The sequence below is a fragment of the Schumannella sp. 10F1B-5-1 genome (genome assembly GCF_006517535.1).
Classification (GTDB): Bacteria; Actinomycetota; Actinomycetes; order Actinomycetales; family Microbacteriaceae; genus Schumannella.
The window spans coordinates 71,008-92,223 of the sequence record NZ_VHQH01000001.1; the positions used below are offsets into that span (position 1 = coordinate 71,008).

Annotated in this window: 21 protein-coding genes, 1 tRNA gene and 1 pseudogene; 9 read left to right on the forward strand and 14 right to left on the reverse strand. The window is 72.3% G+C overall.

The annotated features are described in order from the left end of the window. Window positions 1-44: 44 nt before the first annotated feature. From FJ658_RS00300 to mgrA, 5 genes are all read right to left on the reverse strand, one after another. Window positions 45-401, reverse strand: a complete 357-nt coding sequence (locus FJ658_RS00300) for a carboxymuconolactone decarboxylase family protein (RefSeq protein WP_141143387.1) — start codon at window positions 399-401, stop codon at window positions 45-47. Further along, window positions 398-805 (reverse strand): cupin domain-containing protein, encoded by a 408-nt coding sequence (locus tag FJ658_RS00305; RefSeq protein WP_141143388.1) that lies wholly within the window; start codon window positions 803-805, stop codon window positions 398-400. The genes FJ658_RS00300 and FJ658_RS00305 overlap by 4 nt, the downstream gene beginning before the upstream one ends. Before the next feature lie 144 nt (window positions 806-949). Beyond that, window positions 950-1,108: a hypothetical protein gene (locus FJ658_RS15910; RefSeq protein WP_181408261.1), complete on the reverse strand. Its 159-nt coding sequence runs from the start codon at window positions 1,106-1,108 to the stop codon at window positions 950-952. Window positions 1,109-1,233: 125 nt separating this feature from the next. Next, window positions 1,234-1,306, reverse strand: a tRNA-Arg gene (locus FJ658_RS00310). A gap of 358 nt (window positions 1,307-1,664) precedes the next feature. After that, the gene (gene mgrA, locus FJ658_RS00315; protein WP_141143389.1) at window positions 1,665-2,705 is read right to left on the reverse strand and encodes an L-glyceraldehyde 3-phosphate reductase; all 1,041 of its coding nucleotides are present in this window, start codon (window positions 2,703-2,705) and stop codon (window positions 1,665-1,667) included. 131 nt (window positions 2,706-2,836) lie between these two features. Here mgrA and FJ658_RS00320 point away from each other — a divergent pair, with 131 nt between their 5' ends. From FJ658_RS00320 to FJ658_RS00335, 4 genes are all read left to right on the forward strand, one after another. Then, window positions 2,837-3,832, forward strand: coding sequence for a zinc-binding dehydrogenase (locus FJ658_RS00320; RefSeq protein WP_141143390.1), 996 nt, complete (start codon window positions 2,837-2,839; stop codon window positions 3,830-3,832). 144 nt (window positions 3,833-3,976) lie between these two features. Further along, a complete protein-coding gene (locus tag FJ658_RS00325; protein WP_141143391.1) occupies window positions 3,977-5,962 on the forward strand; it encodes an amylosucrase in 1,986 nt (661 codons plus the stop codon). 79 nt (window positions 5,963-6,041) lie between these two features. Beyond that, window positions 6,042-6,338 carry a helix-turn-helix domain-containing protein gene (locus FJ658_RS00330; protein ID WP_255447472.1) on the forward strand — a complete coding sequence of 99 codons (297 nt, stop codon included), beginning with the start codon at window positions 6,042-6,044 and terminating at the stop codon, window positions 6,336-6,338. Then, window positions 6,335-7,585, forward strand: coding sequence for a type II toxin-antitoxin system HipA family toxin (locus FJ658_RS00335; RefSeq protein ID WP_141143392.1), 1,251 nt, complete (start codon window positions 6,335-6,337; stop codon window positions 7,583-7,585). The genes FJ658_RS00330 and FJ658_RS00335 overlap by 4 nt, the downstream gene beginning before the upstream one ends. On the opposite strand, the gene FJ658_RS00340 is transcribed toward FJ658_RS00335, so the two are convergent. Continuing rightward, window positions 7,547-8,596 (reverse strand): YafY family protein, encoded by a 1,050-nt coding sequence (locus FJ658_RS00340; protein WP_141143393.1) that lies wholly within the window; start codon window positions 8,594-8,596, stop codon window positions 7,547-7,549. The genes FJ658_RS00335 and FJ658_RS00340 overlap by 39 nt on opposite strands. Before the next feature lie 139 nt (window positions 8,597-8,735). Here FJ658_RS00340 and FJ658_RS00345 point away from each other — a divergent pair, with 139 nt between their 5' ends. After that, window positions 8,736-9,161: a VOC family protein gene (locus FJ658_RS00345; protein WP_141143394.1), complete on the forward strand. Its 426-nt coding sequence runs from the start codon at window positions 8,736-8,738 to the stop codon at window positions 9,159-9,161. A 32-nt stretch (window positions 9,162-9,193) separates the two neighbouring features. Here FJ658_RS00345 and FJ658_RS00350 read toward each other — a convergent pair whose 3' ends face one another. Then, window positions 9,194-9,382 carry a hypothetical protein gene (locus FJ658_RS00350; protein ID WP_141143395.1) on the reverse strand — a complete coding sequence of 63 codons (189 nt, stop codon included), beginning with the start codon at window positions 9,380-9,382 and terminating at the stop codon, window positions 9,194-9,196. Between the two features lie 130 nt (window positions 9,383-9,512). Between FJ658_RS00350 and FJ658_RS00355 the strand changes: the two genes are divergently transcribed. Together FJ658_RS00355 and FJ658_RS00360 are read left to right on the forward strand one after the other, a co-directional pair. Then, window positions 9,513-10,292 carry an HAD family phosphatase gene (locus FJ658_RS00355; protein ID WP_141143396.1) on the forward strand — a complete coding sequence of 260 codons (780 nt, stop codon included), beginning with the start codon at window positions 9,513-9,515 and terminating at the stop codon, window positions 10,290-10,292. After that, window positions 10,292-12,802, forward strand: a complete 2,511-nt coding sequence (locus FJ658_RS00360) for a glycoside hydrolase family 65 protein (RefSeq protein ID WP_141143397.1) — start codon at window positions 10,292-10,294, stop codon at window positions 12,800-12,802. The genes FJ658_RS00355 and FJ658_RS00360 overlap by 1 nt, the downstream gene beginning before the upstream one ends. A gap of 132 nt (window positions 12,803-12,934) precedes the next feature. On the opposite strand, the gene FJ658_RS00365 is transcribed toward FJ658_RS00360, so the two are convergent. From FJ658_RS00365 to FJ658_RS00390, 6 genes are all read right to left on the reverse strand, one after another. Further along, window positions 12,935-13,771, reverse strand: coding sequence for an aldo/keto reductase (locus FJ658_RS00365; RefSeq protein WP_141143398.1), 837 nt, complete (start codon window positions 13,769-13,771; stop codon window positions 12,935-12,937). Window positions 13,772-13,915: 144 nt separating this feature from the next. Then, a complete protein-coding gene (locus FJ658_RS00370) occupies window positions 13,916-14,134 on the reverse strand; it encodes a hypothetical protein (protein ID WP_141143399.1) in 219 nt (72 codons plus the stop codon). 171 nt (window positions 14,135-14,305) lie between these two features. After that, entirely contained in the window at window positions 14,306-16,060 is a 1,755-nt protein-coding gene (locus FJ658_RS00375; protein WP_141143400.1) for a LamG domain-containing protein, read from the reverse strand. Beyond that, entirely contained in the window at window positions 16,057-16,539 is a 483-nt protein-coding gene (locus FJ658_RS00380) for a hypothetical protein (RefSeq protein WP_141143401.1), read from the reverse strand. Before FJ658_RS00380 ends, FJ658_RS00375 begins: the two co-directional genes overlap by 4 nt. Beyond that, window positions 16,539-17,108, reverse strand: coding sequence for a hypothetical protein (locus tag FJ658_RS00385; protein WP_141143402.1), 570 nt, complete (start codon window positions 17,106-17,108; stop codon window positions 16,539-16,541). Before FJ658_RS00385 ends, FJ658_RS00380 begins: the two co-directional genes overlap by 1 nt. A 180-nt stretch (window positions 17,109-17,288) precedes the next feature. Continuing rightward, on the reverse strand, window positions 17,289-17,771 hold the full coding sequence (locus FJ658_RS00390) for a hypothetical protein (protein ID WP_141143403.1): 483 nt from the start codon (window positions 17,769-17,771) through the stop codon (window positions 17,289-17,291). Window positions 17,772-18,141: 370 nt separating this feature from the next. Between FJ658_RS00390 and FJ658_RS00395 the strand changes: the two are divergent. Both FJ658_RS00395 and FJ658_RS00400 read left to right on the forward strand, forming a co-directional pair. Then, window positions 18,142-18,723 (forward strand): annotated as a pseudogene (locus tag FJ658_RS00395) (ClpP family protease); the annotation flags it as partial. A gap of 155 nt (window positions 18,724-18,878) precedes the next feature. Then, the gene (locus FJ658_RS00400; protein WP_141143405.1) at window positions 18,879-19,472 is read left to right on the forward strand and encodes a ClpP family protease; all 594 of its coding nucleotides are present in this window, start codon (window positions 18,879-18,881) and stop codon (window positions 19,470-19,472) included. Window positions 19,473-19,604: 132 nt separating this feature from the next. On the opposite strand, the gene FJ658_RS00405 is transcribed toward FJ658_RS00400, so the two are convergent. Beyond that, window positions 19,605-21,125 (reverse strand): catalase, encoded by a 1,521-nt coding sequence (locus FJ658_RS00405; protein WP_181408262.1) that lies wholly within the window; start codon window positions 21,123-21,125, stop codon window positions 19,605-19,607. Between the last annotated feature and the right edge of the window lie 91 nt (window positions 21,126-21,216).

Genomic DNA, 21,216 nt, shown 5'->3' on the forward strand with positions numbered 1-21,216 from the left:
ACGCTCACGCTATCCGCGCCGCGCGCCGATCCCGAGAGTCGCCCTCAGCGCTCGTCGTCGGCGAGCACCTCGCGGGCGACGCCGATCGCCGTCATCGCCTTGGGCCAGCCGGTGTAGAACGCGAGGTGTGTGATCGCCTCGATCAGCTCGCTCGGCTCGACCCCGTTCTCGACGGCGCGCCCCAGATGGAACCGCAGCTGCTGCGCATCCCCGCCGGCGACGAGCGCCGCGACCGTGATCAGGCTGCGGTCGCGAGCGGCGAGACCCTCGCGGTTCCAGACGTCGGCGAACAGCACGTCGTCGGTGAGCTCGGCGAGCTTCGGGGCGACGTCGCCGATGCTCGTCCGGCCGCCGCCGACCTGCAGCGGCTGGTCCGGCCGCCCGGGCGCAGCCGGGGTCATCGCGCGCCGCCTTCGTACTCGGCATCCGTGATGTGCTCGGCCCAGATGGTGGTCGTCGCCGGATCGTCGCCGAGCTCGAGCAGGGCGAGGTGCTCCATGAAGGTGCCCTGGGCGGAGGCGTGCCAGTGCTCCTGCCCGGGCGGCGTGTAGAGCGTCTGCCCCGGGTGCAGCTCGAGGATCTCGCCGTCGCGCGTGCCGAAGCGGGCCACACCGGCGGTCACGTGGAGGTACTGCCCGCGGGCATGCGAGTGCCAGGCCGTGCGGGCGCCCGGCGCGAAGCGCACGCGCGCCATCGTGGCGCGCTGGTCGCCGTCGTGCGGTGCGACGATCGGGTCGACCCAGACGTCGCCGGCGAACTGCTCGGGCGGGTTCTTCGCGGTCGGCTGGGCGGGTTCGATGTTCATGTCGGTCGACTCCTCTGATCGGATGCGGCGGATGGGGGCGGTCGCGCGCGCGGCACGCGAGCGCAGCCGGACCATCGCATCCAGTCGAGCGCGGCCGCGCCCGGAAAGGGAGTCCCGGCCGAGACGTGTACTCCCGGGGTACCCCTACCCCGCGACCACGTCCGTGCTCGCGCTCAGCTCGCGCCACGCATCCACGTCGCCGTCGCGGGCCCCGCGCGCGGTCGCGTAGGCCTGCAGCGCATCGCTGCCGAGCAGCGCGAACGCGGGCGGCTCCTCCGCTTCGGCGAGCCGGATGAGCGCCACGGCGGCGCGGGCCGGGTCGCCGGGGGGTGCCGGCGGGCTCGGCGTCGTCGGCGAGAAGCCGCCGCCGGGAACGAGAGAAGCGGGCCACCCGAAGGTGACCCGCTTCTCTTCTGTCTCAACCAGAGTGCGCCCGGAGGGATTCGAACCCCCAACCTTCTGATCCGTAGTCAGATGCTCTATCCGTTGAGCTACGGGCGCATGTCGTCCGCCGGCCGAGGCCGCCGAAGCAACCTGACGACTATATCAGCGCGCGGAGGGTGCTCGTGACCACTCCTGACCGCCGACCTCGGCCGCGTCCCGCACCGACCCGGCCGCCGCGGGGTCCCCGCCGACCGCCGCGCCCGGTCCCACCGCCTCGACCGCATCCCGCGAGTGGCCACGAATGCACAGGACGCGCCGCTCGATCCGGACGTTTGTGGCCACCCTCGAACACCAGCGGGCCGAGGGTGGCCACGAATGCACGAAACACGCCGGGGGTCACGTGCACTTCTGGCCACCCTCGAGACGGCGCGAGGCGAAGGCGGTCACGAGACGCGTGGGTCCGCGACCGCGGCGCTCACACGTCGCCGACGCGCGCGCCCGACCAGAGGTCGACGCCGGCCGTGTCGCCGGCGAGCGTGTCGATCTCGGCGAGCTCAGCATCCGTGAACGTCAGGTTCGACAGGGCCGCCACGTTCTGCTCCAGCTGCTCGACGCGCGAGGCGCCGATCACGAGCGAGGTGACGCGCTCGTCGCGCAGCGCCCAGGCGAGGGCGAGCTGCGCGAGCGACTGGCCGCGGCGCTGGGCGACCGCATCCAGGCCGTTGAGGCGGGCGACGAGCTCGGGCGTGATCACGTCCGCATCCAGCGAGCTGCCGGCCGCGGCGCGCGAGTCGGCGGGAACGCCGTCGAGGTACTTGCCGGTGAGCAGACCCTGGGCGAGGGCGGTGAAGCCGATGACGCCCGCGCCGACCTCGGCGGCCGCATCCAGCAGCCCCTCGGTCTCGATCCAGCGGTTGAGCATCGAGTACGAGGGCTGGTGGATGAGCAGCGGGGTGCCCAGCTCGCGCAGGATCGCCGCCGCCTGCCGCGTGCGCTCGGCGTCGTACGACGAGATGCCGACGTAGAGCGCCTTGCCCTGCTGCACGGCCGTGTGCAGCGCGCCCATCGTCTCCTCCAGGGGCGTGGATGCGTCGAGCCGGTGCGAGTAGAAGATGTCGACGTAGTCGAGCCCCATGCGCTCGAGCGACTGGTCGAGCGAGGCGAGCACGTACTTGCGCGAGCCGCCGCCCTGACCGTAGGGGCCGGGCCACATGTCCCAGCCGGCCTTCGTCGAGATGACCATCTCGTCGCGGTAAGGCTTGAAGTCCTCCCGCATGAGGCGGCCGAAGTTGACCTCCGCGGCCCCGTAGGGCGGGCCGTAGTTGTTCGCCAGATCGTGGTGCGTGATGCCGAGGTCGAAGGCACGACGGCTGATCGCGCGCTGCATCTCGAAGGGGCGGTCGTCGCCGAAGTTGTGCCAGTAGCCGAGCGAGAGCAGCGGCAGGTCGAGGCCGGAGCGTCCGGTGCGGCGGTAGGGCATCGACGCGTAGCGGCCGGGATGAGCGACGTAGGTCATGACTCGACGCTAGCGCCGCGCATCCCGGGAGCGCACTGCACATCGGTCAGCGGGCACTCGACCACGGCGAGCAGACTCGACGCGGCCCGGCGCCCCGCGCGCCCGGCCGCACCGCCGAACGAAGGAGCACCATGCGCGCCGTCACCCACACCCGTTTCGCCGAGCCCGACGAGGTGCTCGAGGTCACCGAGGTGCCGACCGGCGAGCCGGGGCCGCGCGAGGTTCGCATCCGGATGCTGCTGTCGCCGATCCACAACCACGACCTGTGGACGGTGCGCGGCACCTACGGATTCAAGCCCGAACTCCCGGCGCGGGCCGGCACCGAGGCGGTCGGCGTGATCGAGGCGGTCGGCGACGAGGTCACCGGGCTCAGCGTCGGCCAGCGCGTCGCGACCGGCGGCAGCTTCGGCGCCTGGGCCGAGACCTTCGTCACCCGCGCGGGCGGGCTCATCCCGGTCGACGACGCGCTGCCCGACGAGGCCGCGGCGCAGCTGGTCGCGATGCCGTTCAGCGCGATCAGCCTGCTGCACTCGCTCGATCTCGCCCCGGGGTCGTGGCTCGTGCAGAACGCCGCCAACGGCGCGGTCGGGCGGATGGTCGCCCAGATCGCGGCCGCGCGCGGCGTCAACGTGATCGGACTCGTGCGGCGCACCGCGGCCGTCGCCGAGCTGGCCGAGCAGGGCATCCAGCGGATCGTCGCGACGAGAGACGACGACGGCACCGGCGGCGCCGACTGGCGCGACCGCGTCGCCGAGCTGACCGGCGGCGCCCCGATCGCGGCCGGCGTCGACTCCGTCGGCGGCCCCGCGACGGCCGACGTGGCGTCCGTGCTCGGCGACGACGCGCACCTCGTCATCTTCGGATCGATGGGCGCGCCCGAGATCTGCCTGCCCGCGGGCCCGGTGATCTTCCGCCAGCTGACGATCTCGGGATTCTGGGGCAGCCGGGTGAGCCGCGAGATGGATGCGACGACCCGCGGCGAGCTCTTCGCCGAGCTGGGCCGCCTGCTCGCCTCGGGTGAGCTGACGCTGCCGGTCGCGGCCATCCACCCCCTCGACGAGATCGTGGATGCGGTTCGCGCGAGCCAGACGCCGGGTCGCGTCGGCAAGGTGCTGCTGCGCCCCTGAGCGCGGGGGCTCGCGGCGAGCGCCGCGCATCCTGTGCGTACCAGGCCTGAACCGGCTCGCGCCACCCCCGGCCCGCCGCCCCGGCGGGAACACCCGCCCGTTCTAGGCTGTGCTCACCGACGACGGTGCCGGAAGGAGACCCCCGTGACCGCGCTGAACGCCGACGCCGCCCGCGACCTCGAGACGATCCGCGACGCGCTGCTCAGCGGCGACCGCGAGTTCGACCGCCGCCTCGACGAGCACTTCGCCCGCCTGCATGGCCTCTTCTTCCGCCTCTACGGCGAGCGCCTCGACGGGCTCGACGCCCTGCGCGACACGATCCTGGTCGCCGCCGACAGCTGGGATGCGCGCCCCACCGCACTGCGCAGCCGCGACGCCGAGCGCGAGCTGCCGAGCGAGACCCACGCCGACAGCGGCACCTCCGACACCCTCAGCGTCACCTCGGGCGCAGCGCGGCAGCCGTGGTTCGCCGACAACCGCCTGATCGGCGGCGTCGCCTACGTCGACCGCTACGCCGGCGACCTGGCGGGGCTGCGGGAGCGCATCCCCGACTTCCGCGAGCTCGGGCTGGGCTGGCTGCACCTCATGCCGCTGTTCCGCACGCCCGCGCCCGAGAGCGACGACGACGGCGGCTATGCGGTCAGCAGCTATCGCGAGGTGGATGCGCGGCTCGGCACGATCGACGACCTGCGCGCCGCGATCGCCGACCTGCACGAGAGCGGCATCTCGACCGTGCTCGACTTCGTCTTCAACCACACCTCGAACGAGCACGAGTGGGCGCAGAAGGCCGTCGCCGGCGAGCCCGGCTTCGAGGACTTCTACCTGATCTTCGACGACCGCGAGCTGCCCGACCGCTACGAGCAGACGGTGCGCGAGATCTTCCCCGACGACCACCCGGGCAGCTTCGTGCAGCTGCCCGACGGACGCTGGATCTGGTCGACGTTCCACCACTACCAGTGGGACCTCAACTACGCGAACCCCGCCGTGTTCCGCGCGATGGCGGGCGAGATGCTGTTCCTGGCGAACCTCGGCGTCGACGTGCTGCGCATGGATGCGGTGGCGTTCATCTGGAAGCGCCTCGGCACCCCGAGCGAGTCGCTGCCCGAGGCGCACCTGCTGCTGCAGGCGTTCAACGCGGTGCTGGCGATCGCGGCGCCGGGGGTGGTGTTCCTGTCGGAGGCGATCGTGCATCCCGACGAGGTCGTCGACTACGTCTCGACCGAGGAGTGCCGCCTCAGCTACAACCCGCTGCAGATGGCGCTGACCTGGGAGGCGCTGGCGACGCGCGACCCGCGGATGCTCGGCCAGGCGCTCGAGCGCCGGCACGCGCTCCCCGCCGGCACCGCGTGGGTGAACTACGTGCGCGGCCACGACGACATCGGCTGGACCTTCGACGACGCGGATGCGGCCGAGTTCGGCATCGACGGCCGCGAGCACCGGCGCTTCCTCAACGACTTCTACTCGGGCAGCTTCGAGGGCAGCTTCGCGCGCGGCGTGCTCTTCCAGGAGAACCCGCGCACCGGGGATGCCCGCGTCGCCGGCACCACCGCATCCCTCGCCGGCGTCGAGGCGCGCGACCCGGGCGGCGTCGAGCGCGTCGTGCTGGCGCACGCGATCGCCTTCAGCACCGGCGGCGTGCCGTTGATCTACCTGGGCGACGAGGTCGGGCAGCTCAACGACGCCTCCTACGCCGACGACCCGGCGCTCGCCGCGGATGCGCGCTGGATCCACCGCCCCGCCTACCCCGCGGAGGCTTACGCCACGCGCGACGACGACCGCACGGTCGCCGGCTGGATCAACCGGTGGATGCGCCGCCTGGTCGAGGTGCGCCAGACCACCCCCGAGCTGGCCGGCACCACGCTGCTGCCCTTCGACGCGCGCACCCCGCACGTGCTGGCGTTCCAGCGCACCTCCGACGACGCCCCCGAGACGACCGTGCTCGTGCTGGCGAATTTCGGCGACGAGGATGCCGTGATCGGCGCCGAGGTGCTGTCGGGCTTCGCCCCGATCGCGACCGAGCTCATCACCGGGCGCCTCGCGAACCTCGCCCAGGGCATCGCCCTCGCGCCGCGGCACTTCGCCTGGCTGCGCGTGCACCCGGCGTCGGCGGTCGGGCCGGAGCGCTTCTAGGTCGATCCTCTACGACGATTCGAGTCGCCATTAATCGCACTGACGGCTATTATTCTCGTCAGAGACCAAGGAGCGGATCGTGTCCAGTGACGTCAGCCCCGCCATCCAACGTTCCGCGACGCGGCTCGGCGACGACTTCGCCGGCTGGCGACGCGTCCTGGGTCTGACCGCGGCGCAGGTCGCCGAACGCGCGGGGGTGACGCGCGACACCCTGCGCAAGCTGGAGCACGGCGACCCGTCGGTCGGGTTCCACGTCGTGCTGCGCGTCGCGCGAGCCCTCGGGGTGCTCGACCAGCTGACGTCGTCGATCGATCCGCTCTCGACCGACTTGGGTCGAGCGCGGGCTGACATGCTGAACCGGCGGCGTGTGCGATGAGCCCGGTCGACCGGCTCGAGGTGCACATCGAGCTGACGAGCGGACTCACGATGGCGGGCGTCGCGCAGTTCCATCGGCGGCGCGGCCCACTCGACTCGACCACGTTCCAGTACAGCGGCGACTACCTCGCGCGACCCGACGCGTATGCGATCGACCCGGCCCTGCCGCTGGTCAGCGGAACGCAGCACAGCGGCGGCCTTCCCGGCGCCTTCAGCGACGCGGCACCGGATCGCTGGGGGCGCACGCTGATCCAGAAGCGCGAGCGAGCCGCAGCGCTCGAGGAAGGGCGCGCCCCGCGAGCGCTCGACGATGTCGACTTCCTGCTCGGCGTCAGCGACTCGACGAGGCAGGGCGCTCTGCGCTTCCGGGAGTCGCCGACCGGCTCATTCCTCGACCCGCGGTCGTCGATCCCGCGGCTCATCTCCCTGCCGACCCTTCTCCGCGCCGCCGATGCCGCCGACGGCGACGCCTCCGGGTTCGCCGCGGTGAAGGTGCTCCTGGATGCGGGGACCGGGTCGCTCGGCGGCGCACGGCCGAAGGCCTCGGTCGTCGACGCCGACGGGCGTCAGCTGATCGCCAAGTTCCCGCATCACTCCGACGCGTGGGACGTCATGGGCTGGGAGGCTACAGCCCTCGACCTGGCGTCGCGGTGCGGGATCGATGTGCCGGATCACCGGCTGACGCAGGTCGACGGCCGCGGCGTGCTGCTCGTGACCCGCTTCGACCGCGCACCGGACGGCGACGGGACGGCCCGCATCGGGTACGCCAGTGCGATGACGCAGCTCGAGCTGAGAGACGGCGAGCCAGCCGACTACGTCGACCTCGCCGAGACGCTGACGACTGTCGGCTCACGCGCGCGATCCGACGCCGTGCAGCTCTTCCGCCGCGCCGCGTTCGGGGTCGCGATCAACAACACGGATGACCACGCGCGGAACCACGGCTTCCTGCGGGAGCCGGGCGGATGGCGGCTGAGTCCGGCCTTCGACCTGAACCCGAATCCCCTCGCCGCCGCACGCCAGACCACGATCGGCGGCTCCGCGACCGCCGACGACGCCGCCGCGGGACTCAGGGAGCTGGCCCGCGCGTGCCGACTCACCCCGAGTGGCGCGACCGAGATCGCCTCCGACTGTGCCGATGCCACCGCCGGATGGCGCGAGGTCGCCACCTCGAACGGCATCCCCACGAGCGGGTTCGAACGATTCGCCGAGTCACTGCGTCGCGGCATCGAAGCCGTGCGCTCGGTCTGACGCCGCGACGCTCGCTCGGTCGCCGAGCTCGCGCGCGGCGTCGCGCAGCGCATCCGGGCCCTGGATGCGGAACCCCGCGTCGAACCCGGCGAACCGCGCCGCGAGTGCACCCCACGACCAGGAGCCGAGCGTGATGCGGCTCGTTTCGGCGTCGAGCTCCTCGATCTCGGCACCCGGGTCGAGGAACGGGGCGAGGCGACGGGCCGGCGCGGCGACGTCGGCCGTGCCGACGCAGGGCCAGCCGCCGGCGGCACCGCCCACGGCCCCGCTCGCGCTGCTCGCTCCCTTGAACCGCGCCTCCACGAACGCGACCGCGTCGCCGCCGGGGATCGGCCGCGGCGCGAAGCGCAGGCGCGTCGGCGGGCGCGGATGCATCCGGTCGAGCCGGAAGGTCGACCAGTCGTCGGCCTCGTCGTTCCAGGCGAGCAGGTACCACCGCCCGCCGCGGGCGATCACGGCGTGCGGCTCAACTCGTCGTGCCGGGCGGTCGACGGCCTCGCCCCAGGCGGGGTCGTAGTCGAAGCGCAGAACCTCGTGATTGCGAGCGGCCTCGCTGGCGGCGACGAGGACCTCGGGGTCGACGAGGGTCGCTGCGGCTCGGCCCGAGCCAGCGCCGGCACCGGAGCTGTCCGCGGTCGCGACGCGCACCGCATCCACGCGATGGCGCAGCCGCGACGGCATGACCTGACGCACGGCGGCGAGCGCCCGGGTCGACGCCTCGGCGATGTCGGCTCCGGATGCGGGGGCCACCGCCAGGGCGAGGGCGATCGCCACGGCCTGCTCGTCGTCGAAGAGGAGCGGCGGCAGGTCGGAGCCGGCTTCGAGGCGGTATCCGCCCGAGGGACCCTTCGCCGCGACGATGCGGTAGCCGAGCTCGCGCAGGCGGTCGACATCGCGGCGCACGGTGCGCGGGCTGACGTCGAGACGCTCGGCCAGCACCTCGCCGGCCCAGTCGCGGTGCACCTGCAGCAGCGAGAGCAGGGCGAGCATGCGCGACGAGGGGGTGGACATGGATCGATTCTCGTCGAAGAAGCGGCCATGATCTGACCGCTTCTATCGAGAGAGTGATCTCAGCGCGACCGACCGGGCCGCGCGGCGGCCGACCGGCCGCATCCCGCTCACCACCGAGCTCTCGACGCCAGGAGACGACATGACCATCGCCACGACCCCGCACCTGAACTTCGCCGGCCAGGCCCGCGAGGCCCTCGAGTTCTACGGCACCGCCCTCGGCGCGCAGCCGGTCATGATGACCTACGGCCAGATGGGCGCGGTCGACGACCCGGCGTGGGCCGACCGCATCGTCTGGGGTCAGGTCGAGACCGCCTCGGGCGTGCGCGTCATGGCCTTCGACGTGTGGCCGCACCAGACGTGGAACCAGGGCGAGAACGCCTTCTACGTCTACCTCAGCGGCGACGACGCCGACGAGATCACCGCGATCTGGGAGGGGCTGGTCGACGGCGCCGAGATCCGTCAGCCGCTCGGCGCCTCGGCCTGGTCGCCGCTCGCAGGCCAGCTGAAGGACCGCTTCGGCGTGATCTGGGCGCTCGACGTGCGGAGCGCATCCACCGAGGGCTGATCAGTCGGCAGGACGCCGCCCGGCGGGGAGGGCTACTCCTCCTCGCCGGCCTCCTCGGCCTCGTCGCGCGGCTCGGTGCGCAGGGTCTCGGCGACCATCTCGCGGTCGCTCGTGCCCTGCCCGGTGAGGCTGCTCTCGATGTCGTCCGACTGCCCCGAGTTCACCGAATCCCAGGTCTGAGCCGAGTCGCCGCTCTGGTTGCCGCTCGCGTTGTGTGCCATGAGCCCAGGGTGCTCCGCCTGCGCCGTCGACGGGTCCTCCTCACAGGGGACGTGCATCCGACCCCCGCCGAGTCCTACGCTCTTAGAGCGGACGCACGACGAGCGGACGCGACTCGATCAAAGGGGTTCCATGTTCCGCTCGCGACTGTCCGGAGTGCGCGCGTTCCTGTTCGACCTCGACGGCGTGCTCACCCCCACCGCCGAGGTGCATCGCCGCGCCTGGTCGCGCCTGTTCACCGAGTACCTGGATGCGCGCGGAGCCGAGCCCTACACCGAGGCCGATTACTTCCGGCACATCGACGGTAAGCCGCGTTTCGACGGCGTGCGCGACCTGCTGACCTCGCGCGGAATCCGCCTGCCCGAGGGCACGCACGATGACGCGCCCGAGCTCGACACGGTCGGCGGGCTCGGCAACCGCAAGAACGCCGCGTTCACGGCCGAGCTGACCGAGCACGGCGTCGCCGCCTACCCCGGATCGCTCGCCTTCCTCGACGCGGCCGAGGCCGCCGGCTACGGGATGGCCGTGGTGTCGAGCTCGCGCAACGCCCCCGCCGTGCTCGCCGCCGCCGGCATCGCCGACCGCTTCGAGATCGTCGTCGATGGCGTCGTCGCCGCCCGCGACGGCCTGCCGGGCAAGCCCGCCCCCGACACCTACCTCGCCGGCGCCGAGCGCCTCGGGCTCACCGCCGCCGACTGCGTCGTCGTCGAGGATGCCGAGTCGGGCGTGCAGGCCGGTCGCGCCGGCGACTTCGGGCTGGTGCTCGGCGTCGACCGCGGAGTCGGGGCCGACGCCCTGCTGCGGTTCGGCGCCGACCTGGTCGTGCCCGACCTCGGCGAGCTCGCGGCCGACGTCGCCTCCGTTCCGAACCCCCACCACAGCAGCACGAACATCCACGGAGAGAACGCCTGATGCAGCTCACCGACGCGCACGACCCGATCGACCGCGGCCGATTCCCCCTCGACGACTGGGCTCTGGTCGAGACCGGGTTCGACCCGCGCATCCAGGGCCGCACCGAGACCCTGTTCGCGGTCGGCAACGGCTACCTCGGGATGCGCGGCAACCTCGACGAGGGCCGCGACGCCGAGAGCCACGGCTCGTTCATCAACGGCTTCCACGAGACCTGGCCGATCCGTCACGCCGAGGAGGCCTACGGCTTCGCGCGCGTCGGGCAGACGATCGTCAACGTGCCCGACGCGAAGGTCGTGCGCCTCTACGTCGACGACGAGCCGTTCATCCTGACCGAGGCCGACCTCGACCGCTACACGCGCCGGCTCGACTTCCGCGCCGGGCGCCTCGAGCGCGAGGTCATCTGGCGCACCCCCACCGGCAAGCGGGTGCGCATCCGCTCGAAGCGCATGGTGTCGTTCACCGAGCGCCACCTCGCCGTCGTCGAGTACGAGGTGACGGTGCTGGATGCCGACGCCGCCGTGCTGCTGTCGAGCCAGCTGCTCAACCGGCAGGACGGCGTCGACGAGTTCCACAACGGCGGCACCGCGACCACCACCTTCGACCCGCGCAAGGGCGAGGCGTTCACCGACCGCGTGCTGCAGCCGCGGATGGCGCGCGAGCACGAGCACCGCTCGCTGCTCGGCTACCGCACCACCAACTCGGGCATGACGATCGCCGCCGCGATGGACCACCGCCTCGTCACCGACAACGACTGGGATCACTCCTCGTCGATCGGCGACGACATCGCCAAGCAGGTGTTCCGCATCCGGGCGAAGGCGAACGTGCCGATCCTGCTCGAGAAGCGCATCAGCTACCACTCCTCGCGCGGGGTGCCCGTGCGCGAGCTCGCCGACCGCTGCGACCGCACGATCGACCGCGCGAACGAGCTCACCCTCGCCCAGCACTACGAAGCCCAGGAGGGCTGGCTGGCCGACTTCTGGCAGAACTCCGACGTCGCGATCGAGGGCGCCCCCGAGGTGCAGCAGGCCGCGCGCTGGAACCTGTTCCAGCTCATCCAGGCCAGCGCCCGCACCGACGGCGGCGGCATCGCCGCCAAGGGCGTCAGCGGCTCCGGCTACGGCGGGCACTACTTCTGGGACACCGAGGTCTATGTGCTCCCGTTCCTCAGCTACACCCGCCCGATCGCGGCACGCAACGCGCTGCGCTTCCGCGAGGGGATGCTGGATGCGGCCCGCGACCGCGCCGCCGAGATGAACCAGCAGGGCGCGCTGTTCCCGTGGCGCACGATCAACGGGCTCGAGTCGAGCGCCTACTACGCCGCCGGCACCGCGCAGTATCACATCGACGCCGACATCGCGCATGCGCTGCAGCAGTACGTGTCGGCCACCGGCGACGAGGAGTTCCTCGCCGCGGGCGCCGTCGACATCCTCGTCGAGACCGCCCGGCTCTGGGCCGACCTCGGCTTCTGGCGCAGCAACGGCGACACCGCCTTCCACATCCACGGCGTCACCGGGCCCGACGAGTACACGACCGTCGTCAACGACAACCTCTATACGAACCTCATGGCCAAGGCGAACCTGCGGGATGCCGTCGCGGCCGTGCGCCGGCTGCAGGCGACCGACGTGCCCGCCTACGACCGCATGGTGTCGCGCCTCGGGCTCAGCGACGACGAGCTGCTCGAGTGGGCGGCGGCCGCCGACGCGATGCACATCCCCTATGACGCGGGGATGCGCATCCACCCCCAGGATCAGAACTTCCTCGAGAAGGAGGTCTGGGACCTCGACAACACCCCCGAGTCGCAGCGCCCGCTGCTGCTGCACTACCACCCGCTCGTGATCTACCGTCACCAGGTTCTGAAGCAGGCCGACGTCGTGCTGGCGCTGCTGCTGCAGGGCCACGAGTTCACGGCCGACGAGAAGCGCCGCGACTTCGAGTACTACGACGCGCTCACGACCGGCGACTCGACCCTGTCGGCGGTCGTGCAGTCGACGATCGCGGCCGAGGTCGGCTACTCGGCGCTCGCGCTGCGCTACTTCTACTCGGCGGCCTTCGTCGATCTGGCCGACCTGCACCGCAACACGAGCGACGGCATCCACGTCGCCTCGACCGGCGGCGTCTGGACGGCGCTCGTCTACGGCTTCGCCGGGATGCGCGACCACAGCGGCCGGATCACCTTCGACCCGCGTCTGCCGGCCGAGTGGGGCGCGCTCGAGTTCGCGCTGACGCTGCGCGGCTCGCGCATCCGCGTGCGGGTCGCGCGCGAGTCGATCACGTTCACGGTCGAGACCGGGCGCGGTGCCGACCTGCTCGTGCGCGGCACGGCCGTGTCGGTGCGTCCGGATGCGCCGGCCACCGTCGCGCTCGAGCACCACGGCGCCCTGCTCACGGGCGAGCCGTCGACGAGCGACCTCGAGGGCATGCAGCGCACCGACGGATCGCTCATCACGACGACCATGCCGACGCTCGTCGTCATGGAGCGCGACGACGAGGGTGAGACGCCGCTGCTGTAGGGCACGCGCCCCGTCCCGCTGTCAGATCCGAGAGGGGTCGCAAAGGCCCCGCCGACGACGCGAAATCCGCGTCTGACGGGGCCTTTGCGACCCTTCAGCAGACCTGACGGCGGATCCAGCGGGGCGCGCCGCTCAGAACTCCTCGTGCTCGTCGGGGTCCTGGCCCCAGATGCGGCCGCGGTCGAGCTCCGAGATCGCGGCGACCTCGTCGTCGCTCAGCGAGAACCCGCCGAGCTCGAGGTTGGCGGCGCGACGGGCCGGGTTCGACGACATCGGGATCGGCACGATGCCCTGCTGCACGTGCCAGCGCAGCACGACCTGGCCGGTCGTGACGCCGTTCTTCTCGGCGAGCTCACGGATGACCGGCTCGTCGAGCAGGCCGGTGCCGCGGCCGAGCGGGCTCCACGCCTCGGTCACGATGCCGAGCTCGTCATGGGCAGCGCGCAGCTCCGACTGGATGAACGCGGGATGCAGCTCGACCTGGTTGACCGCCGGCGTCACGCCGGTCGCGTCGATGATCTTCTCCAGGTTCTCGGGCGTGAAGTTCGAGACGCCGATCGAGCGCAGCAGACCCTCGTCGCGCAGCTCGACCAGGGTCTTCCAGGTGTCGACGTACTTGCCCTGCTTCGGCAGCGGCCAGTGGATGAGGAACAGGTCGATCTGCTCGAGACCGAGGTTCTTGAGCGACTGGGCGACGCCCTCGCGCGCCTCGGCGGCGCCGTGGTGGCGGCCGGCGAGCTTCGAGGTGACGACGATCTCCGAGCGCGGAACCGACGAGCGCCGCACGGCCGCGCCGACCTCGGCCTCGTTCTCGTAGCGCAGCGCGGTGTCGATCAGGCGGTAGCCCAGGTCGAGCGCGCTGGTCGTCATCTCGTCGGAGTCCTCGCCGTGGTGCGGGAAGCTGCCGAACCCGATGGGCGGGATGACGTTGCCGTCGTTCAGGGTGCGGGGCGCGAGCGCGTCGGTCATGCGGGGGTCCTCCTCGACTGTGGATGCGCGGCGCGAGGGGCACGGGATGCGGGCACCGCGCATCCACGCTAGCGACTTTGTACTGACATGCGCACGCCCTGCCGCTGAGATTCTCCGTCGCCGGGAGTCTTCGTCGCCGGGAGTTCAGTGCGCGGAGATCGCGAGGAAGGAGGCGATCCAGATCAGGGCGATCGCCGCAGCGAACCAGAGCGGCAGGAGCAGGATGCGACGACGCAGGCGCACGGGCGCGAGCGGCATGGGCGGAACGCGCGTCGCGTGGGGCGCGGCGTCGGGCATCCCGCGCGCATCGCCAGGGTCGGGCTCGGCGATCAGCGGGCCGGTGACGGGCTCGAGTTCGGACATCGGATCTCCTCGCGCGAAGTTCGGGTCGACGGCGGGCAGCACCCACACCGTAGAGCCGAGCGACGAAGGCTGACAATGAGTCGACTTCCCCCAGTTCGAGCGACATCCGTCGGATAGCGCCCAGCTCCGACGGCCCGAGCGAGGCCGGCTCGCCCCGGTCGGGCGACGAGCTCAGCGCGCCGCAGCGTGCGTCGACACCTCGCTCGCGCTCAGCGCGCGCGAGTAGATCGCGACCTCGTCGAGGTATCCGCGGTAGTAGTTCATGCCGGTCTGCAGTCGACCGAAGTCGATGTTCGTCGAGGCGGTGAGGGCGGCCGTGCTGCCGGTGACCGAGCCGCCCGTGGCCGTGCCGTCGACATAGAGGCGCACGACGCCCGAGGCGCGGGTCATGACCACGTGGTGCCACGCACCGTCATTGACCTTGACGGCGCTGGTGACCGAGACGTCGGGGTTGCCGGTGCCGGCGGCGACGTAGCCGCCGCCCATCAGCGCGATGCCGAAGTCGTTCTGCACACCGGGCGTCTCGGCGTCGACGAGCCCGAGACCGTTCCACCAGTTGCCGGTGCCGCGGCCGGCGGAGGTCGAGCTCATCCAGAACTCGATCGTGAAGTCGTTCTGGATGGTGCGGCTGACCCGCGCGAAGTCGTCGACGCCGTCGAAGAAGAGCGCCGTGTTCCCGTCGGCCGTCGCGCCGGCCGAGCCGGTCGTCGCACCCGAGATCGCGCCCGCGTTCGCTCCGGCGGCCGAGTCGGCCGCCGTGGTGCCGCTGTCGTCGAGTCGCCAGAGGCTCAGCAGCCCCGAGGTGCCGAGCACCGTGGCGGCGTAGCGGCCGACGGCCTTCACCGTCGCGCCGCTGGTCGTGATCGTCTGATTGCCCACCGCATCCTGGATCACGGCCCGGTACTGGGAGCAGCGGCCGGCGGTGATCGACGGCGAGTAGGAGAAGGCGTTGTCGCCCGAGTAGCCGACGACGTCGCCCCATGCACCGTAGGCGGCGCAGGTGGTTCCCGTGAGGGTCGCGGTGCGGCTCTGCAGGGTGCGCTTCGCCACACCGGAACCGCCGCCGTCGCCGACGGCGGCGATCGTGACGGCGACGGTGGAGGCGCTGGTGACGCCGTCCGCGTAGCCGATCGCGCCGCCGGTCGGCGCGGTCGAGTCGTTCGCGAACGTGAACGTCGCGGCGGCGCGGTTGCCCGCCTGGTCGAAGCCGTCGACGCCCCACATCGGGGTCGAGGTGGTGGCGGCGGTCCAGCTGACGGGCGCCGAGACGAAGGGCGGGCCGGCGGCCACGTTCGACTGCGCGTGGCTGAAGCCGGCGCCCAGGATCTCGCCCGTCGACATCGAGGCGGGCCCCGAGCCGGCGTCGGTCATCGCGTTCACCAGGGTGAACGAGCCGGCGGCGGAGCCACGATAGAAGATCGTCGAGCCGGCGAGGGCCGCGCCGGTCACGGAGCCGAGGCTGAAGCTGTTCGTCGGCGGCGTCGTGTCGGCGTTCGCGACGGCCACGGTCGCGCTCGCGGGCCCCTCGGTTCCGACCCAGCTCTTGTAGCGCGGGGTGATCGTGTAGCGCCAGGTGCCGACGGGAGTGGCGCCCTCGACGCAGGATGCGGCGGTGACGACCCCCGCGCATCCCCCGGTCGCGGCGACGGCCGTGCCGCCGCTCGCGCCCGCGTACCGGGTCACGACGTAGCCGTCGGCGGGGTCGGATGCCGCCCACGTCACGGTCACGCTCGTGCCGGCAGCGCTGACCGTCGGGCGGGCACCCGTGCCGAGCGTCGCCGCCGCGCCCGCGCCGCCCGCACCGCTCAGGGTCGTCGGGGTCCAGAACGCCCCGGCGACGCCGGGCACGACGACCGCGCCGGCGATCATCGTCAGCACCAGCGCGGCCGCGGCCGCGACGCCGCCGCCGGGCAGACGGCGGCTCACGATCCCACCGCCAGGGCGACCGTCGCGACCGCGCCCTGGCAGCCGCTCGGCGCCGAGGCCGAGAGGCCGAGAGCGCCCGGCAGCGTGATCGCGGTCGAGCCCGTCGCTGCGACATCCCAGCCGGTCGACGAGGGCGTGAAGGCGAAGTTCGAGGCGGGGCAGGCGGTGCGGTGCGCGGCATCGACCGTGATGCCGGCCGCACCGAGCTTCAGCGACGGGATGCGCACCGCACCCGAGCCGGAGGTCGCCGTCGCGCGCACCGAGGTGGTTCCCCCGGGGAGCAGGTCGGCGGTCGCCGTCGCCGGCGTCAGCTCGACCGTCGAGCCGGCCCCGCTCGAGGCGGCGCCGCCCGCCGATCCGCTCGTCGACCAGAACGCCCAGGCGCCCGAGCCCACGGCGAGCAGGGCCACGACGAGCGCCGCGGTCGCCAGTGCCCGGGTCGGGACGCGCCCCCGATCCGACGCGGTCGTCGCGCTCATCAGCGGACCTCCCCGTCGGCACGGTAGGCGAGGCTCAGCTCGACGCCGCGGCACGCCTCGGGAGCCCGGGTCGCCGACGCGAGCGCGATGCGCGGCCACTCGGCGGAGGGCACGGCGAGCTGCGACAGCGTGCGCGTCGCGCCCTCGGGCACCCGCACCTCGGCCGCGCTCTGCACGACCGTGAAGTCGTCGGCCGAGCAGCCCTCGACGGCGAGACCGCCCGACAGCACCGCGGTGACGTCGACCTGGATGCCCGTCACGCGCAGCTCGCCGGCATACGGGTTCTCGACCCGCACGTCGACCGGCGCATCCACGCCCGGCGCGACCGGAATGGCGACCGAGCCCGTCACGCGGAATCCGGCGAGGCCGTCGACCATGGCGCCGTCGCCCGTGCCCGACCCCGAGACCGCCCCGCGGTCGGCGTCGACCGGACCTCGCGCGCCCGTGAGCTGCAGCGCCGTGCACGACGCCAGCCACGCGAGCAGCACGACGCCGAGCAGCGCCAGCGGCACCACGACGCGGCGGCGTCGAAGGCGCGGCGCTGCCGTCGCGGACTCGGGTGAGGTCATCGGCTTTCCGTCGGGTCGGAGAGTGCGGATGCGGCACGCGGCGAGGCGGGGAGCTCTCGTGGCGTGATCAGAGCAGGAGCGATCGCCGAGGCGGAGCTCCTGCGGGGGCGCCCTCGACGGTCCGGCCGGGCCGGGTGGGCCCAGCCGGATCGTCGTCAGCGCTCAGCTGGCGGTGGCGGCTCAGCTGGCGGCGTAGCTGAAGTTGACCTTCGCGCCCTTGCAGGCGTCCTGGTTCGTTTCCTTGTTGTTGAAGCCGATCGTCGCGCCGGTGAAGGTCGCGCTCGCGCCCTTCGCGATGTCGGAGCCGACGCTCATGGCGGCGTTCGTCAGCGTGTAGTTGCTGGAGTCGCAGGTGGCCGAGGTGCCGGTCGTTCCGTCGGCGAGCGTGACCGAGCTGATCGACACGGTGACCTTGGCGACGTAGACCGACGAGCTCGCCGCGGCCGGGTTGCTCACCGTGCCGGAGATCGTCTGCGCGGCAGCGCCGGGCGCGAGGTTCGCGTGGGTGCTGGTCTGGGCGATGGTCACCGTTCCGCTGGTGCCGGTCGTCGCCGAGCCGGTGCCGGTGCCGGTGGTCGACCAGTAGGCGAACGCGGCGGTTCCGGTGCCGAGAACGAGGGCGGCGGCGACCGCGATGGCCGCGATCTTCTTCTTGTTGCGCATAGCGGAGGTCCTGTTCGGGTTCAGCTGCTCGGCGACGCGCGGAACGCGTGCGAACGGCCCGCGCCGGGCAGCGCGGAGGCCGGCCGCGACGGTGGCGGCGCGAGCGGATCGGGTGGTGGCCCGGGCCTCGGGAGCGCGGGCATGGCGCGGCTTTCGGGACCGCGCGCATCCACGGTAGGTCCGGCTCCGCGCTGTTGACAACAGGTCAGCTGGCCCCACTTCGGGCCACAGATGTCGGGTATCTCGCAGCGGCACGACCGCGCGCCGCCCCTGCGCAGCCGGCCGGCGTGCTCGGCCGCTCTGCCCACAGCAGATCTGCGCAGGGCAGATTCCGGCGACAGGATGCACCGCCGCGCGCGAGCGTGAGCACATGAGCGACAACAAGATCCCCGTGTTCGACATGGCGGTGCGGCGCGAGCTGTTCGAGCGGCGCGTGCTCGTGCTCGACGGCGTGCTCGACGACGACAACGGCACGCTGCTGGCGACCCAGATGATCGCGCTGGCGAGCGCCGACGAGAGCCGCGACATCGCCCTCTGGATCCACTCGCCGGGCGGCAGCGTTCCCGCGATGCTGGCGATCCGGGATGTGATGCGCACGATCCCGAACGACGTCTCGACCCTCGTGCTGGGCATCGCCTACAGCGCCGGGCAGTTCCTGCTCTCGGCCGGGACTCGCGGGAAGCGGAAGGCCCTGCCGCACGCCCGGGTGCTGCTGCACCAGGGCTCGTCGGGCATCGGCGGCTCGGCGGTCGACATCGAGCTGCAGGCCGACGACCTGCGCCACACTCGCGACACCGTGCTCGGTCTCATCAGCGACGACATCGGCCAGCCGCGCGAGCGCGTCTTCGACGACTCGCTGCACGACCACTGGTTCACCGCGCGGCAGGCGCTCGACTACGGCCTCGTGGATGCGATCGTCAGCTCCTTCGACGACTACCGGCCGGGCGAGCGGCTCGGTTCGGCGCCGGTCGGGTTCGCGCCGGCGGTCGCGCCGGCGTCGTCGGTCGTGGGCGCGGGATCCGGCGACGGGTCGGGCGCGAGTGCGGTCGTGTTCCGGCCCGCCACCGACGCGGCCCCGCGCATCCCGGCCACTGCGGAGCCGACCCGATGAGCACCTACACGATCCCGAACGTCATCGCCCGCGACCCCCGCGGTGACCGGGTCATGGACGTCTACTCGCACCTGCTCACCGAGCGCATCATCTACCTCGGCACCGGGGTGGATGCGGGCGTCGCCAACGCGCTCATCGCCCAGCTGCTGCACCTGGCCTCCGACAGCGGCGACAGCGACATCCAGCTCTACATCAACTGCGAGGGCGGCGACCCGAGCGCGATGCTGGCGATCTACGACACGATGCGCTTCATCCAGCCGGATGTCGTGACGACCTGCATCGGCCAGGCGGTCGGCGTGGGCGCGGCCCTGCTGGCGGCGGGTGCCGCGGGCAAGCGGGCGGCGCTGCCGCACGCGCGGGTCGTGCTGCACCAGCCGGCGGCGCAGGGGCGCGGGGCGATCCCCGAGCTGATCCTGCAGGCCGACGAGGTCGTGCGCATCCGCAGCGACATGGAGGGGATCCTGGCCGAGCACACCGGCCAGACGGTCGAGACGCTGCGCGCCGACACCGACCACGACCGCGTCTTCACGGCGCGCGCCGCCCGCGACTACGGCCTCGTCGACCACGTGCTCGCCCGCGCCCCGCGCTGATGCGCCATGAGGGGTCGCAAAGGCCCCGCCGGGCGCCCGAAACGGGGTCCGCGCGGGGCCTTTGCGACCCCTCACGAAAAGGGATGCGCGGCCCGAGCCTCCGAGGAGGTCGAGCCGCGCATCCACTCGGCCTCAGCCCTGCGCGGGGCCCGCCGGGGTCGGCACCGGAGCCGGCACGAGGGTCTCGCGCGGGTTCTCGATCGGGGCGACCGACTCGCGCACGCGGCGGCCGAGCTCGGGGTCGACCGAGTCCCAGTACTTGAACGCGCGCTCGCGGATCTCGGGGATCGCCGTCTTGCCGACGTGCCCGGCGATGTTGCCGACCAGACGCTCACGCGCGGCGTCGTCGAGCACCTCGTTGACGAGGGTGCGGGCCTGGCCGAAGTCGTCGTCCTCGGGGTGCAGCGTCGCGGCGGCGCGCACGAGCTCGCCGTCGTTCTGCCAGCCGCTGTCGTCACCGTGCGCGGCGGCGTCGGCGTGGGCTCCGCCGAAGCTGTTCGGCGCGTAGACCGGAACGTCCGGCGCCGAGAAGCCGAAGCGCGAGGCGCCGTCCTTCGAGTAGCTGTGCACCTCGTTTTTGGGCGCGTTCACCGGCAGCTGGGCGTGGTTCGTGCCGACACGGTAGCGGTGCGCATCCGCGTAGCTGAAGATGCGGGCCTGCAGCATCTTGTCGGGACTCGCGGCGATGCCGGGCACGAAGTTCGACGGCGCGAACGCGGCCTGCTCGATCTCGGCGAAGTAGTTGGCAGGGTTGCGGTTCAGCGTCATCGTGCCGACCGGGATGAGCGGGTAGTCGCTCTTGGGCCACACCTTCGTCAGGTCGAAGGGGTTGAAGCGGTACTCGGCCGCGTCGGCGTAGGGCATGACCTGCACGCTGAGATCCCACTTCGGGAAGTCGCCCCCGTCGATCGCCTCGTAGAGGTCGCGGATGTGCAGGTCGGCGTCCGAGCCGGCCAGACGGTCCGCCTCCTCCTGAGGCAGGAACTCGTTGCCCTGCTGCGTGCGGAAGTGATACTTGACCCAGAAGCGCTCGCCGGCGGCGTTGATCCACTGGTAGGTGTGCGAGCCGAAGCCGTCCATGTGGCGCCAGCTCTTCGGCAGGCCGCGGTCGCCCATGAGCCAGGTGACCTGGTGCGCGCTCTCGGGCTGCAGGGTCCAGAAGTCCCACTGCATGTCGTTGTCGCGCAGGTGGCTGCCGGGCAGGCGCTTCTGCGAGCGGATGAAGTCGGGGAACTTGATGCCGTCCTTGATGAAGAAGACGGGGGTGTTGTTGCCGACGAGGTCGTAGTTGCCCTCGCTCGTGTAGAACTTCACGGCGAAGCCGCGCGGATCGCGCCAGGTGTCGGGGCTGCCCTGCTCGCCGGCGACGGTCGAGAAGCGGATCAGCAGCTCGGTCTCGACGCCGGGCTGGAACAGCGCCGCGCGGGTGTACTGCGACACGTCGTGCGTGGTCTCGAAGGTGCCGAAGGCGCCGCCGCCCTTGGCGTGCACGACGCGCTCGGGAACGCGCTCGCGGTTGAACTGCGCGAGCTTCTCGACGAGGTAGTGGTCGGTCAGCGCGATGGCGCCGTCCGGGCCGACGGACTGGGAGTGCTGGTCGCTGGCGACGGGGGCGCCGGAGTTGGTCGTGGTCTTCGCGTCGGTCACGTTCATCCTCGTTTCATTCGGAGCAAGCCCTGCCAGCCGGACGTCGGCAGGGCGAGGGGATGCGCATCCCCTGTCGCGGACGCGGCCCGGGGCGGAG